The sequence below is a fragment of the Streptomyces sp. NPDC090445 genome (assembly GCF_044769385.1).
Classification (GTDB): Bacteria; Actinomycetota; Actinomycetes; order Streptomycetales; family Streptomycetaceae; genus Streptomyces.
Window position 1 is genome coordinate 30,118 of record NZ_JBIVXV010000030.1, and the last position, 12,885, is coordinate 43,002.

Sequence of the window (12,885 nt, forward strand, 5' to 3'; positions counted from 1 at the left end):
TTGCCCGGGACGGGGCTGTGGCTGTTGGGGGGGCCGGCTGATGCGGTGTTGCCATGATGAACGGATCTCCAGACTGCACATACGTACTGACCCCAGCCGCAGGCGGACAGGCGCATCCCGGGACGGGGAGGTCACATCACCGAACGAGCGCACCGGCCATGGCGACTGGGTACACCAGACGGGACGGCCCGACCGGGGACCCCCGGTTCCGTGACCTGCGACGCATTCGTTGACACACCGCACAGCCGCGCCGCCCATGCCGCACCGGAGTCCTCACCGCAGGCGGCGCGCGGCAGCCATGCGAGCCGAACCGCGATGCGTGGAATGCAGGTCGGCCATTCGGCTCGGCTGACGTTGAATGGACTTCTCCGGCTGGGGGAGTCGTCGATCCTGATCTCCCGGCCCGGCACCATCACTCCGACAGCGGGAGGTCGCTGTGAGTACCCCGGACCCGGGCCGGTTCGCGTCGCCTGCCCTCGGCACTGCCGACGGCTACGCCGCCCTGTCCGCCTGCGAGATCGCCGCAGCGGTCAACGCGGGCCGGCTGTCGGCGCGCGAAGTGGCGGCGGCGGCCCTGGAGCGGATCGCCCGGGACGACGTCGGGCTGCGGGCCTTCACCGCGCTGTGGCCACAGCAGGCCGCCGAGCACGCCGAGCTGATCGACCGTCGGATCCGGGAGGAGGGCGCCCGGCTGCCGCTGGCCGGGGTGCCCTTGGCGGTGAAGGGAACCGAGGGGCTGGAGTCGCTCCAGACGACACGGCTCATGGCGGCGGGCTGCGTACCCGTGGGCGCCACGTCCACCCCCGGCCGGGGGACCCGCTGGCAGACCTGGGGTGCCACCGCCCGCGGCGTGACCCTCAACCCCCTCGGCCGGCAGTGGAGTCCGGGCGGGTCGAGCGCGGGTTCGGCCGTCGCCGTGGCCGCGGGGATGGTGCCGCTGGCCACCGGGAGCGACGGGGCAGGCTCCGTACGCATTCCTGCGGCCTGGTGCGGCGTCATCGGGCTCAAGCCGACCAACGGCCTGGTCCCCGCGCGGGACCGGGCGGGCCTCAACATCGCCGGGCCCTTGGCCCGCCACGTCCAGGACGCCGCCGCGTACCTGGCCGCCCTCACCGGGACCGCGGCCGACGGGCCGCCGCCCTCGGCTCCGGCACGGCCGCTGCGGACGGCCTGGTCCTCGACGCTCGGGTTCGCGGCGACGGATCCGGCCGTCGCGGCGACGGCGCGGGCCTGCCTCGAAGCCCTGTCCCGGGGCAAGGCCCGGGCGGTAGAAGCCGTCGAGGTGCCGGTACGCCTACCCGATCCCGCCAGGTGCTGGCAGACCCTGCGGCACGGGCCGGACCCCGCAGCCGCGGACCCCGCAGCCGCCGGTGCCTCGGAACGCGCCGCAGCCGCACGTACCAAGGCCGCGCTCGGAGCCGCCCTCGACGGGGTCTTCGCCGAGGCGGACCTCCTGGCGACCCCGACCACCCCCCACGCCCCGCACGGCCACGACGGGCCCGGCGACAGCCTGAGCGTGGCGCTGACCTGGGCGTTCAACATCAGCGGCCACCCGGCCATCAGCCTCCCGGCCGGCCGCACCCCGGCGGGGGAGCCCGTCGGGCTGCAACTGGTCGCCCGGCACGGCCGGGAGGCCGACCTGCTCGCCGTCGCCGCAGCGGCCGAAGCCGTGGCGCAAGGGGAAGGCCTCTAGGCTCCGGCAGCACACGGCGCAGCACGGATCACGGACCCGGCGACGGCGGCTACGACGGCGACGGCGGCGACGACGGCGATGGCGTTGGCGGCGATGGCGGTGATGGCGGCGGTGGTGGTGCCGTCGGGCGGAGACCGTCGCGTCCCTGGTACCCGCGGGCAGGCGGATCGCCCTGCAGCCGGTGGCCGACGGCGGCGGGGGCTCCGGCGCCGCTGCCGGTCCGCTTCGGGGGCTCGGTGGCGCACACGGTGCCGCGGCCGTCGACGAGTGCGCAGGCCCGGGCGTCGCCGGGGGTGAGCGCCGGGACCATTCTGGTGTGGGCGTCGTACCCGTACTGCTGGCGGTGCTCCTGCGCGTTGCCCTGCTTGGCGGTGACCGTGACACGGTCCCCCGCGGTGGTTCCGCTCGTCTTGGCCCAGGCGGCCTGGCAGCGGCCGCTGTGGCGCAGCTCGACGCGGATGCCGTGGTCGTGGCCGACGAGCGCGGTGACGGCGTCGTACGCGCAGGTCGTGGCGGCCGGCTCCAGCGACGCACACGAGGTTCCCGTGCAGGTGGCGGTGGGCGCCGGCCTGGCCCCGGCCGGCGGGGACCAGAACGAGGCCGGAGCCGAGGGCGACAGCGCGACCTCGGGCGTCGACCCGCCGTACCGGGCGCCCGCCCACGCCACCGCGGCCGCCAGGAGTACGACTGCTCCGGCCACCGCGGCGTGGGCCGCCGACTGCCGGCTCCTGTGGGGCAACGGCAACGGCAACGGCAACGGCTGTGGCTGCGGGTCCGGCTGCGCGAGCGGCGCCGTCGTCTGCTGCCTCGGGACGGTGGAGGCCCGCTCCTCGCGGGCGCGCCGGTGGAGGGCGAGGGCCTGGTCGAGTTCCGGATCGCCGGGCGGGACATCGGCGGCCTTGGCGGTGCAGATCCGGCGGAACTCGCGAATCGACTCGGGAGCGGGCAGGGTACTTCCCGATTCCCACCGTGAAACGGTCGGCTGGTTGGTGTGGAGCTGTTTGGCGACCCATGACTGGCTGCGGTTGTTGCCCTCGCGCCAGCTCCTCAGGAGCCGGGCCAGTCGAACGCGTGCGGAAACGTCCGGCTGCCGCCCGTCCACAGCATCCGCATTCTGCTGGGCATCCATGGCACGCTCCTTCATCCGGTCCCTGAAACAGCAGGTCAGACCCCATACGCATGGCCGCGTATATGCGCGTATGGACCGGTGGCCCCGGAAGCGTAGAACGCACGGGGACGGCGGGGCAAAGTAGCGGCGGCCGGTGCGACGTTCCCGGCCATTCCCCCTCCGCCTCCGAACCCGGTGGAAAACCCGTGCCCTGAAGCGAAATCACTCCGGATGGCCGGGAAGGCCTGGAATCGGCGGCACAAAAGAAAAGGATGACGAGACGATATGAACATCGCAGCGCGTTTCTCTTTCCGCGGCGTCACCACGGCCGCTGTTTCCCTCGCGACGCTTTCCGCGGTGGCCCTCGGAGCGGCCCCCGGTGTCGCTGCCGCCGAGGCCGGTGACACGGCCGTACGGGCCCACAAGGCGCAGCCGGCGGACGGCGGCCGGAACGGCGGCTCCACCACCCGCACCGGCTCGCGCGGGTACTCCCTGAAGTTCACGAAGAACTGGGACGACCCGGACCGTTCGACGCTGTCCCTCGTCCGCGACGGCGCCGTGGTCAGGACCTACCGGGCCGGCTCCGGCCTGGGATCCACGGACGAATGCGCGAGCAACAGGGGGTGGCTGCCGAACGGCACGTACCAGGTGAGGGGCCACCAGACCAACCGCGGCGGCGACATCAAGGGGTACGCCATCCAGCTCTCCGACAAGGTGTGCCACCCCAAGCACGGGAGGAGGGCGGCCGTCAAGCGCGACTCCCTGTTCATCCACAGCGAGATGACCAGGAACGGCAGCCAGGGCTCCACCGAGCCGACGCGGTGGAACGGCGACGCCGACTACACGTCGCCCGGCAGCATCAAGCTGCGCCCGGAGCACATCAAGGACCTGTTCTCCCGCCTGGAGAAGGCGCACTGGCCGAAGAACCTGACCCTGCACGTCAACTGACGCCAAGCCCGAAGCACATCAGAACGGGCCCGACCCCTCGGCCTCCGAGGGGCTCGGGCCTCTGCCCGCTCCCCCCTCCGTGCTGATTCTGCGGATTCGCGGCGCCTTGACCGGCCGCAGGCGTAGCGTGGTCGACATGAGTGATGCCGTGGCAGCCCGCGGCCCCAAGCTGCCGCCGTCGTACCCCCCGAAGTCGCCACCACCGCAGAAGAAACCGGTGGAGCCCCCGCGCCCCCAGCCGGCCACGAAGCCGGTCAAACAGGTGACGGGTCCGAGGGGCCTGCCTGGACAGCCACGAGGGTGGAGAGGTCGGCAGGGAAGAGACGATCAGTACGGTTGCTGCCTGGCCGTTTGAGGAACGCGACTTCGACCCCGCCCATACCCTGCCGGACCACCGGGACAACACGACTGACGTCGTGGCAGGAGCGCTGCTCCTCGACCAGATCGCCGAAGAGGATTACGAGGAGATCGTCCGCCGCCGGTAGTCCCTCTGAAGGCTGACCATGGCTGAGGCGCTTCTGGCAGGCCATCTCGATGCCTGGTTCAGTCGCAGGGTAGCTTCATCGCCTTTCTCTGACGCGGGTGGCCACAGCTTCGCCGCTGCCACCCGCGCCCTGACCCCTGGCTTCTTCGCCCAGCATGGCCGCGAGGCAGGGCCGTCACGGCCTGCTCGGCGGGCGGGCCAGGCCGCATCCGTCAGCACAGCGCGCACGTGCGCCGCTCCCCTGGCCATCTCCGCTGGACGAATGCTTCGTCGAGCGGAAGTCGCCGGGGGAGCGGGGTGGGGTGGTGGGCGGTGGGCGGTGGGTGACGCGGCGGCTCAGAGCCAGAGGAGGAGCAGGACGGCGGCGGAGCCGGCCGTGGCGAGCGCGAAGCGGGTGAGGACGAGGGGGCGGAGCCAGGCAGGGAAGGGGGTGTTGGCGGCGGCGATGAGGGCGGCGGCGTCGACGGTGTGGAGAGCGGAGTCGGCGGAGCGGGCGAAGGCGGCGCGGGTGTAGGCGGTGGCGAAGACCTGGCCGGCGGTGATGAAGCCGACGCCGAGGAGGACGACGGGCTCGGCGATCCAGGAGAGCAGGCGGCCGGTGGGGTTCCCGGTGAGGTTGAGGACGCCGAGGGCGGTGAGGGCGACGCCGATGGTGAGGGCGAGGGCGAGTTCCCACGGCTTCTCACGGAAGGCGATGCCGTGCTGGGCGAGGACCGAGGGGCTGTGGCCCTGGCGGCTGATCTCGGCCTCGGCGGCGTCCTGGGAGGCGCCGCCGCGGGTCCAGGCGATGGTGGGGATGACGAAGAAGGTGGCGGCGAGCAGGAGCTGGAGGATGGCGGCGAGGGTGGTGGGGTTCACGGGAGGGGGTTCCTTTTCGGTGATGGGGTGGTGCGGTTGTGGGGTGGCGGGTTGTGGGCCACGGTTGACTTTTACTTAGTTCAAGTCCTGGCGTTGAGAACTGTAGGGGTCGAGGTGGAGGTCGCGCAAGGCTCTTCTTGAACTTTGTTCAAGTGGGTTGGCGGGGAAGGTGGCGGGAATGTGAGCGGTCCTGCGCGGCCGTGGTTGACCATGGGAACGGTGCGCCCCCGACGGGAGAGAGGTTCCTGATGGTTCGTTCCGAACCGCATGACGATCCGGTGATCGCGTCGATCACGGGCTTCGCCTGGTCGAGCGAGGAGTCGGTGGCCTACGAGGCCGCCATCGAGGCGATCAACGGCGCGGTGGGCGCGTACTCCGCCCGGATCCATGCCGAGCAGTGCAAGGAGAGCCCCGACGTCGGCCTGATCTCGCGGCTGCTGGACGGGCAGGGGCGGTGCGCGCGGGTCCGCGAGGGGCTGGTGCCGACCGACCGTGCGCAGATCGCCGAGGCCCGCCGCCATTACGCGGACCTGGCGCGGCGCCTGCCGGCGGAGGAGGGGTCGTGACGACGGATCCCGAGGCGGTGGCACGGCATCTGCTGCCGGATGCCGAGAACCGCCGGATCTTCCTCGACCGGATCGTCCCGCAGCAGTGCGCGGGGCGGTCGCCGCAGGAGCGGCCCACCGTCGTGTTCCTCGTCGGCCAGCCCGGATCGGGCAAGACCCGCGTGGGGCACCTGCTCGCGGACCCGCTGAACCGGCGCGGCGGCTTCGTCGACGTGGACAGCGACCTCTACAAGCCCTACCACCCCGCGTACGCACGCCTGTTGCAGCAGGACGACAGGCTCATGACCGCCTGCACCCGGGCGGACGGCCGCCGGTGGATGGCCCGAGCACACGAGTACGTACGCGAGAACCGGCTGAACGCGGTCATCCAGGAGACCTCGCAGGACGCCGCGGCGGTGGCCGTGACCATCCGGGCGTACCGGGACAGCGGCTTCCGCGTCGAGGGCGTCTTCATCGCCGTGCCCGAGGCGATGAGCAACCAGGGGATCATCAACCGGTACCACGAGCAGGTCAAGGATCGGGGCAACGGCCGGCTCACGGTCCAGGCCAACGCCGACCGGTCGTACGACGGGATCATGGACCTGGCCCGGCTGGTCGACGAGCAGGCGCTGGCCGACCACGTTGCGGTGTTCCGGCGCGGCGAAGGAACGCCGCGCCACTCCAACGCCCTGGACGCCACCGGCACGTGGCGGAACCCCCCGGCGCTGGCCGCGGCCGTCGAGGCGGAGCGCTCCCGGCCGTGGTCCGCTGCCGAGAGCGCCGACTTCCTGCGGTCGCAGGGCAAGCTCCACACCGAGATGGGCCCGGAGTGGGCCGGGAGCCTGGCCCGGATCGACGCATTGGCCCGCCCCGCCCTCGCCGTTCCTTTTGCTCCGGCAGCCGTGGGGGATCCGCACGCCTTGAAGTGAAGGGCGCCGGCGGGTGCGGGCGGCGTACGCAGGTGCGGGGGCGCGGGGGGCGCGGGGCGTGCGGACGGGCAGGTTCCCCGGCCCTCCGGTTGGTTTCCCGGGGTTCCCAACTCCCCGGATCGCGGCCGGTCCGCGGCAGCGGTTAGGGTTGCCGCGTGAACGCTCCCTTGCTGCCCCGGTCCTTCCGCTTGCTCGTGACGGGAGGAGGTACCGGCGGCCACACCTATCCCGCCCTGACGGCGATCCGGACGTTGCAGGGCCGGCTCGCGGCAGCGGGCGGCACCCTGGACGTGCTGTGGATCGGTGCCGCCGACGGCCTGGAGGCGCGCATCGCCCCCGCGGAGGGCATTCCGTTCAGGACGGTCGCCACCGGGAAGATCCGGCGGGCCGCGAACCCGCTGAAGATGCTGTCGGCGGCGAACATGAAGGACATGGCGCGCGTGCCGCTCGGCGTGGCACAGGCCCGGTCCATCGTGTCGGAGTTCCAGCCCGACGTCGTCCTCGCCACGGGCGGGTACGTGGCCGTCCCGGCCGGCCTGGCGGCCCGCCTGTGCCGGCGTCCGCTCGTGCTGCACGAGCAGACCGTCCGCCTGGGCCTGGCCAACCGCAAGCTCGCGGGTTCGGCCACGCGGATCGCCCTGTCCTCGGAGTCCTCGCTCGAACTGCTCTCCCCCGAACTGCGCGGCGCCGCGGTCGTCACCGGCAACCCGATCCGGCCGGAGGTCCTCACCGGTCACGGCGACAAGGCCGTACAGGCACTGAACCTCACCGGCTTCGACCGCCGCCTGCCGACCGTGTACGTCACCGGCGGCGCGCAGGGCGCCCAGCAGATCAACGGGGTCGTCCGGGACGTACTCCCGTGGCTCCTGAGCCACGCGAACGTGATCCACCAGTGCGGCCCGGCCAACGTGGACGAACTCCGCGCGGCCGCCGCCGGCCTGGACCCGGTCCTGGCCGGCCGGTACCACGTGACCGGCTTCGTCGGGCCGGAGCTGCCGGACGTGCTGGCGCTGGCCGACATCGTGGTGTCCCGGTCCGGCGCCGGGACGCTGGCGGAGCTGACCGCGCTCGGGAAGCCGGCCGTGTTCGTGCCGCTCGCCACCTCGGCCGGCAACGAGCAGGTCCACAACGCCCGGCACCTGGCCGATGCCGGTGCGGCCGTCGCCCTGGTCGGCGAGGTCACCGGGCAGGTCCTGCAGCACGCGGTCGGCCCGCTGCTGACCGATCCCGCCCGGCGGGCGGCGATGGCGGATCGCGCCAGGGCGTACGGGCGCCCGGACGCCGCGGACCGGCTCGTGGACGTACTCCTGTCCGCGGCAACCGGCTGACCCTCCCGGCAGGCGGCAGGCATTCCCGCCTGCCGCCTGCCGCCTGCCACCTGCCGTCTGCCGTCTGCCGTCTGCCGTCTCCGCTGTACGCTCTCTCCGCCGGTCGGTCAGCCGTGGAGTCGGCGGCGGCGCCAGTACGCGACCGTGGCCACGGCCAGCAGCGGGCCCCACAGCAGCAGGGGCGCGTAGCAGGCGGTCATGGCCCACCGGGCGAAGCCCGTCGGCGTGAGCTCGCCGCCCATGTTGTCCGGGCTGTTCCACTGCAGCGCCCCGTGGATGGTGATCAGTGTGACCGCCGCGGCGCCCGTGGCGGCGGGGACGACGGCAGCGAGCGGCGGGATGCGCCGGCCGCCGAGCCACGGCACCCAGTGGGGGAGCACTTCCCCCCAGCGCTGGACGAGGCCGAGGGCCAGCATGCCGACCAGCTCGGCGAAGACGCTCAGCGCGATCAGGTAGAAGGAATACCGCCCGGGGTAGTTGTCGACGTGCAGCAGATCCCCCTCCTTGAAGCCCGAGGGCACCCCGAAGGCGATCGCGGTGCGCCACAGCCCCGTCGGTACGAGCGTGAGGGCCGCGCCCCTGGCGGCCCACCGGGCGGTCCGCGAGACACCGGGCACGATGGCGAGCGAAGCGGGTGCGGGGAGCGGGGCGGCGGGGGTCGCGTGTTCGGCGGTTGCTGCGGTGGTGGTCGGCATCGTCCGGATCCTGTTCGGTGGGCGGCGGGCGGTGTGCCTCAAGGCTCCTTCCGGCCGCCCGCCATGCACCATTCGCCGATCGGCAGACCGTGCGGCCGGGGCGGTGCGGGAGCCTCTGCCGAACGGCGGATGCCGCGCCCGCAAGGCCGTTCATAGGGTTGTCCCATGACCACGCTTCCGCGATTCCCGTACGCCCCGGTGCTCGCGGGCGCCGCCGTGCTGTCCATGGCCGGCTCGCTCGCCCGCGCCCCCGGCCTGTGGTCCATGGCCGGGCTGGCGGTGCTCCTCCCGCTGCTCGGGCTGGTCGCGCGATGGTCGCCCGTACGGTCCGGGAGCCCCGCGGCCGCCTTCGGGATCGCCGCGGTGGCACTGTGGCCGGCACCGCTGGTGCGGGCCGAAGGGGCGTCGTGGCTGGAAGCCTTCGGGGCGGCGGCCTTCTGGGCACTGCCCGGCCTGGGAGCGGTCGCCGTCGGCGCCCACCTGCGCCGGCACGCGGCGCACACCCGGCAGGCCGTCCGCGACGCGCGGCGCGAGCAGCAGCTGGAACTGGCCCGCGACCTCCACGACTTCGTCGCGCACGACGTGAGCGCCATCCTGGTGCAGGCCCAGGCGGCCCGGTTCGTCGCCGACGCCGATCCGCGCCAGGCCGTACGCGCGCTGGAACGCATCGAGGCGGCAGGGCTGAGCGCCCTCGCCTCGCTGGACCGGACCGTCCACGCCCTGCGCGAGGCAGGCGGCGGCCCGGCCGCCCCCGCACCCGGGCTCGCCGAACTGGACGGGCTCGTCGGCCGGTTCGAGGGCGGGGTCCTGGAAGCCGACGAGGAGGCCCTGACCTGCCTGTCCCGGGAGGCGGACACCGCCGCGTACCGGGTCGCGGTGGAAGCGCTGACGAACGTACGACGGCACGCGCCCGGCGCCGCCGGCGTCCGCGTGACCGTACGCCGCAGGCGGCCCGACGGCATCGAACTGGCCGTCACCAACACCCCGCCCCCGCGCACCCCGCGAGCCCCGCGCAGCCTCCTGGCCCGGCGCCGCCACGCAGGCGGTACGGGCCTCACCGGGCTGCGGGAACGGGTGGAGGCGGCCGGAGGCACCCTCGCGGCCGGCCCGGCGGGCGCCGACGGCGGCTGGCGCGTTTCGGCCGTGTTCCCGGCACACGGAGCCCCCCAAGGGTGATCATGATGCGGTGACCACGAGCATCCTGATAGCCGACGACCAAGAGGACATCCGCAGCGGATTCCGCCTGATCCTGGACTCCCAGCCGGACATGACGGTCGTGGGGGAGGCCGCCGACGGGCACAGCGCGGTGGCCCTCGCCCGGGACCTGCGCCCGGACGTCGTGCTCACCGACATCCGCATGCCCCGGCTGGACGGGCTGGAGGTGACCCGGCTGCTCGCCCCGCAGACCCGGGTCGTCGTCGTGACCACCTTCGACCTCGACGAATACGTGCACACCGCCCTGCAGGCCGGAGCCTGCGGATTCCTGCTGAAACGATCCGGCCCGGCCCTGCTGATCGAGGGGGTCCGGGCCGCGATGGCCGGCGACACCCTGATCAGCCCGCAGATCACGGTCCGGCTGCTCAGCCGGCTCGCGACACGGCCCGAACAGAAAGCACCCTCGACAGCCGCGCGGCTCCTCACGGGGCGCGAGCTGGAGATCGTACGGCTGGTGGCCCGGGGGCACACCAACGCGGAGATCGGGGCCGAGCTGTTCATCAGCGCGGGAACGGCCAAGACGCACATCGCCAACGTGCAGGCCAAACTCGGGGCGCGGAACCGCGTCGGCATCGCGGCCTGGGCATGGGAACACGGCGTCGTCGGCCCGGAGTAGGACCGCACCGGCCCCTCCCCGCCTCTCCCCGGCCTTTCCCCGCTTCCCCCGCCTTTCCTCGCCTTTCCTCGCCTCTCCCCGCCTGCCGTGGCGCGGCGGGGAGAGGCGAGGAAAGGCGCCGCCATGTGGTCGTCGGGCCCGGACGGACGTGACGCTGCGCCCCGTCACGATCCGGCAGGCCGCCGCCCCGGCCCCGGTCGGGAGCGCGAGGCCACCCATGCCGCGTGCCGGCGCATCCGGGCCCGGTCGCCGGGGAAGCAGCTGTCCCACTCCTCCTCCAGGCGCATCCACGCCGCCGGCTGCCCGCTCTCCGCCTGCAGCGGTACGCCGGCGTCGACGACCGCCGCGTACGACAGCCCGAACGTCGCCGCCGCGCCCGGCCGGTAGGAGCGGACGGTCGCCAGAGCCGGCTCCCGCAACAGCTCCGCCCGAACCCCGGTCTCCTCCAGCAACTCCCGCCCCGCTGCCTGCCGGGGGGTCTCGCCCGGCTCCACGCGCCCGCCCGGCGGCACCGGCCCCCGCCACCGGTGCTGCACCAGCAGGACGCGGGACAGCGTCCCGTCGAACACCCAGACCTCGGCCGCGAGCGGGCCCTCCAGCTCCGGCCCGGCCGCCGCCAGCCACCGGCGCGCACCGTCCAGCTCCACGACCGCGAGGTCCGCGTCCGCCGCGGCCGCGTCGAAGACCCGCTGCCCGATCCCGTTTCCGGTCATCCGATCACCCTACGAAGGCCCGCTGACACCGCCGCTCGCACGGTCGGCGGCCGTGTTCAGGAGGATCCAGTGGTCGTCCGGCAGGTTCGCGGGGGCCGGAGGAGGGACCGGGCGGGTTTCCTCGTGCCAGGCCGGGCCCACGGCCGCCGTGGCGATGCCGCGCCAGAACCGGGCGGCGCCCGCGTTCGCCTCCTGGAAGGCGATCGCCCAGGCGCCGGGCCGGGAGCGCAGCAGCTGCAGGGCCGCCTGTCGGCCGACGCCGCGCCGGCGCAGCGCCCGTACGACGAAGAACGCGGAGATCGAGGTCGCGCCCTCGGGCAGCGGACGGGTCAGGACGAAGCCGGCCGGCGCCGGGCCGTACCGGATCAGCAGGGCCTCCCGCCCCGGCTCGTCGAAGAACAGGGGCAGGCTGCCGAACCCGAACCGCCCGTCGGCCGCGGGGAGGTGGCCGAGGAACTCCGACAGGTCGTGCCGGTACAGCTGTGCCAACTGCTCGACGACGGGACGGTGTTCAGCACCCGCGGGCCGGAGAGTGACCGGTGCGGTGGAGTCAGTGGTCGAACTCATCCTCGGATTCTGGCACGGTACGCCCGCGCCGCCGTCGTCGCCCCGTCGCCGTACGGGCCCGCCGGCCGGGGCAGGGAGAGCCGTACGGCGCGTCTCAGGGCGTGGTGGCGAGGTCCGCGATGCGCTGGATCAGGTCGGCGTACGTCCAGCCCGCGCCGGATGCCGCGAGGGGCAGCAGGCTCGTGGCCGTCAGCCCCGGGAGGGCGTTGACCTCCAGGCACAGGGGTTCGCCCGCCGCGTCGCAGCGGAAGTCGGTGCGGGAGTAGGTGTGCGCATCGAAGCCCAGGGCGTCGTGCGCGCGCAGGGCCAGCTCCTGGAGCCGGGCCGCGAACTCCGCCGGGATCCGGGCCGGACACACCTCGCTCACCGCTCCGGGCTGGTACTTGGCCGCATAGTCGAACAGCGGCGTGCTCAGCTCGATCTCGACCACCGGGAGCACCTGGTCGCCCACCACGGCCACGGTGAACTCCCGGCCCGGCAGGAACGGTTCCACCAGGAGCTCGCCCTCACCGGCCCGCATCCCCGCGGCGATCCGCTCCAGCTCCGCGAGGGAGTCGGCCCGGTGCACCGACACGCTCGACCCGTCCGCGACGGGCTTGACCACCACCGGACCGGCAGCCAGCAGCCGCTGCACGTCGTGCGGCACCTCGTCGGTGCCGGGCTGCCACAGCGCGCGCTCGGGCACGGGCAGCCCCGCGGCGCCCAGGACGGCCTGTGCCCGGTCCTTGTGCCAGGCGGCCCGGCACGCGGTGCTGTTCGCGCCGGTGAAGCGGATGCCCGCCTCCCGCAGCCGGCCCTGCACCCAGCCGTCCTCGCCCCAGCCGCCGTGCAGGGCGAGGAAGACGAGGTCCGCGTCGCGCAGCAGCCCCAGCACCGGCCCGTCGGCCCCGTTGGCCTCGTCGGCCAGGGCGGCGTCCATGCGCTGCTGCAGGAGCCGCCGGCCGAGGCCGGACGGCGGCTCCTTGCCGACCGTGAACGCCTCCACCACGTCACCGGGGCGCAGGGGCCCGGCCAGGACCGGCGTCTCGGCGGCCGGGTCGACCAGCACCACCTCGTGGCCGCGCTCCAGCAGGGCCCGGGCGACCGAGCCGCCCGAGGCGAGGGAGACGTCTCGCTCCGGGCTCTCACCACCACACAAGATCACGATTCGCATGCCGGGATTGTGACCCGTCCCGCAACCCTCCGC

At 73.9% G+C, this 12,885-nt stretch carries 13 protein-coding genes; 7 read left to right on the plus strand and 6 right to left on the minus strand.

Annotated elements, in window-relative coordinates; translation table 11 throughout:
• The first annotated feature begins 436 nt into the window (after positions 1–436).
• Positions 437–1,693 carry an amidase gene (locus ACIQUT_RS33935; RefSeq protein WP_403568702.1) on the plus strand — a complete coding sequence of 419 codons (1,257 nt, stop codon included), beginning with the start codon at positions 437–439 and terminating at the stop codon, positions 1,691–1,693.
• Positions 1,694–1,742: 49 nt separating this feature from the next.
• Here ACIQUT_RS33935 and ACIQUT_RS33940 read toward each other — a convergent pair whose 3' ends face one another.
• A complete protein-coding gene (locus ACIQUT_RS33940; protein ID WP_403568704.1) occupies positions 1,743–2,822 on the minus strand; it encodes a DUF2690 domain-containing protein in 1,080 nt (359 codons plus the stop codon).
• A 264-nt stretch (positions 2,823–3,086) separates the two neighbouring features.
• Here ACIQUT_RS33940 and ACIQUT_RS33945 point away from each other — a divergent pair, with 264 nt between their 5' ends.
• Positions 3,087–3,749 (plus strand): L,D-transpeptidase family protein, encoded by a 663-nt coding sequence (locus tag ACIQUT_RS33945; RefSeq protein ID WP_403568706.1) that lies wholly within the window; start codon positions 3,087–3,089, stop codon positions 3,747–3,749.
• An 820-nt stretch (positions 3,750–4,569) separates the two neighbouring features.
• On the opposite strand, the gene ACIQUT_RS33950 is transcribed toward ACIQUT_RS33945, so the two are convergent.
• On the minus strand, positions 4,570–5,091 hold the full coding sequence (locus ACIQUT_RS33950; protein ID WP_403568708.1) for a hypothetical protein: 522 nt from the start codon (positions 5,089–5,091) through the stop codon (positions 4,570–4,572).
• A 248-nt stretch (positions 5,092–5,339) separates the two neighbouring features.
• Here ACIQUT_RS33950 and ACIQUT_RS33955 point away from each other — a divergent pair, with 248 nt between their 5' ends.
• The 3 genes from ACIQUT_RS33955 to ACIQUT_RS33965 all read left to right on the plus strand — a co-directional run bounded on the left by ACIQUT_RS33955 (position 5,340) and on the right by ACIQUT_RS33965 (position 7,893).
• The gene (locus ACIQUT_RS33955) at positions 5,340–5,657 is read left to right on the plus strand and encodes a hypothetical protein (RefSeq protein ID WP_403568710.1); all 318 of its coding nucleotides are present in this window, start codon (positions 5,340–5,342) and stop codon (positions 5,655–5,657) included.
• Entirely contained in the window at positions 5,654–6,565 is a 912-nt protein-coding gene (locus tag ACIQUT_RS33960) for a zeta toxin family protein (RefSeq protein ID WP_403568712.1), read from the plus strand. Before ACIQUT_RS33955 ends, ACIQUT_RS33960 begins: the two co-directional genes overlap by 4 nt.
• 155 nt (positions 6,566–6,720) lie before the next feature.
• Positions 6,721–7,893, plus strand: a complete 1,173-nt coding sequence (locus ACIQUT_RS33965) for a UDP-N-acetylglucosamine--N-acetylmuramyl-(pentapeptide) pyrophosphoryl-undecaprenol N-acetylglucosamine transferase (protein WP_403568714.1) — start codon at positions 6,721–6,723, stop codon at positions 7,891–7,893.
• A 107-nt stretch (positions 7,894–8,000) separates the two neighbouring features.
• Here ACIQUT_RS33965 and ACIQUT_RS33970 read toward each other — a convergent pair whose 3' ends face one another.
• Positions 8,001–8,588, minus strand: a complete 588-nt coding sequence (locus ACIQUT_RS33970) for a hypothetical protein (protein ID WP_403568716.1) — start codon at positions 8,586–8,588, stop codon at positions 8,001–8,003.
• 165 nt (positions 8,589–8,753) lie between these two features.
• Between ACIQUT_RS33970 and ACIQUT_RS33975 the strand changes: the two genes are divergently transcribed.
• Positions 8,754–9,764: a sensor histidine kinase gene (locus tag ACIQUT_RS33975; RefSeq protein WP_403568718.1), complete on the plus strand. Its 1,011-nt coding sequence runs from the start codon at positions 8,754–8,756 to the stop codon at positions 9,762–9,764.
• Between the two features lie 10 nt (positions 9,765–9,774).
• The gene (locus tag ACIQUT_RS33980) at positions 9,775–10,419 is read left to right on the plus strand and encodes a response regulator (RefSeq protein ID WP_403568719.1); all 645 of its coding nucleotides are present in this window, start codon (positions 9,775–9,777) and stop codon (positions 10,417–10,419) included.
• Between the two features lie 164 nt (positions 10,420–10,583).
• Here ACIQUT_RS33980 and ACIQUT_RS33985 read toward each other — a convergent pair whose 3' ends face one another.
• From ACIQUT_RS33985 to ACIQUT_RS33995, 3 genes are all read right to left on the minus strand, one after another.
• On the minus strand, positions 10,584–11,132 hold the full coding sequence (locus tag ACIQUT_RS33985; RefSeq protein ID WP_403568721.1) for an NUDIX domain-containing protein: 549 nt from the start codon (positions 11,130–11,132) through the stop codon (positions 10,584–10,586).
• Between the two features lie 9 nt (positions 11,133–11,141).
• The gene (locus ACIQUT_RS33990; RefSeq protein WP_403568722.1) at positions 11,142–11,699 is read right to left on the minus strand and encodes a GNAT family N-acetyltransferase; all 558 of its coding nucleotides are present in this window, start codon (positions 11,697–11,699) and stop codon (positions 11,142–11,144) included.
• A gap of 94 nt (positions 11,700–11,793) precedes the next feature.
• Positions 11,794–12,852, minus strand: a complete 1,059-nt coding sequence (locus tag ACIQUT_RS33995; RefSeq protein WP_403568724.1) for a D-alanine--D-alanine ligase — start codon at positions 12,850–12,852, stop codon at positions 11,794–11,796.
• Positions 12,853–12,885: the final 33 nt, after the last annotated feature.

What these genes read in the sequence shown, in the direction of transcription:
- ACIQUT_RS33995 (WP_403568724.1), bottom strand. Translation starts at nt 12,852, where the DNA reads ATGCGAATCGTGATCTTGTGTGGTGGTGAGAGCCCGGAGCGAGACGTC.
- ACIQUT_RS33940 (WP_403568704.1), bottom strand. Translation starts at nt 2,822, where the DNA reads ATGGATGCCCAGCAGAATGCGGATGCTGTGGACGGGCGGCAGCCGGAC.
- ACIQUT_RS33975 (WP_403568718.1), top strand. Translation starts at nt 8,754, where the DNA reads ATGACCACGCTTCCGCGATTCCCGTACGCCCCGGTGCTCGCGGGCGCC.
- ACIQUT_RS33985 (WP_403568721.1), bottom strand. Translation starts at nt 11,132, where the DNA reads ATGACCGGAAACGGGATCGGGCAGCGGGTCTTCGACGCGGCCGCGGCG.
- ACIQUT_RS33990 (WP_403568722.1), bottom strand. Translation starts at nt 11,699, where the DNA reads ATGAGTTCGACCACTGACTCCACCGCACCGGTCACTCTCCGGCCCGCG.
- ACIQUT_RS33970 (WP_403568716.1), bottom strand. Translation starts at nt 8,588, where the DNA reads ATGCCGACCACCACCGCAGCAACCGCCGAACACGCGACCCCCGCCGCC.
- ACIQUT_RS33945 (WP_403568706.1), top strand. Translation starts at nt 3,087, where the DNA reads ATGAACATCGCAGCGCGTTTCTCTTTCCGCGGCGTCACCACGGCCGCT.
- ACIQUT_RS33955 (WP_403568710.1), top strand. Translation starts at nt 5,340, where the DNA reads ATGGTTCGTTCCGAACCGCATGACGATCCGGTGATCGCGTCGATCACG.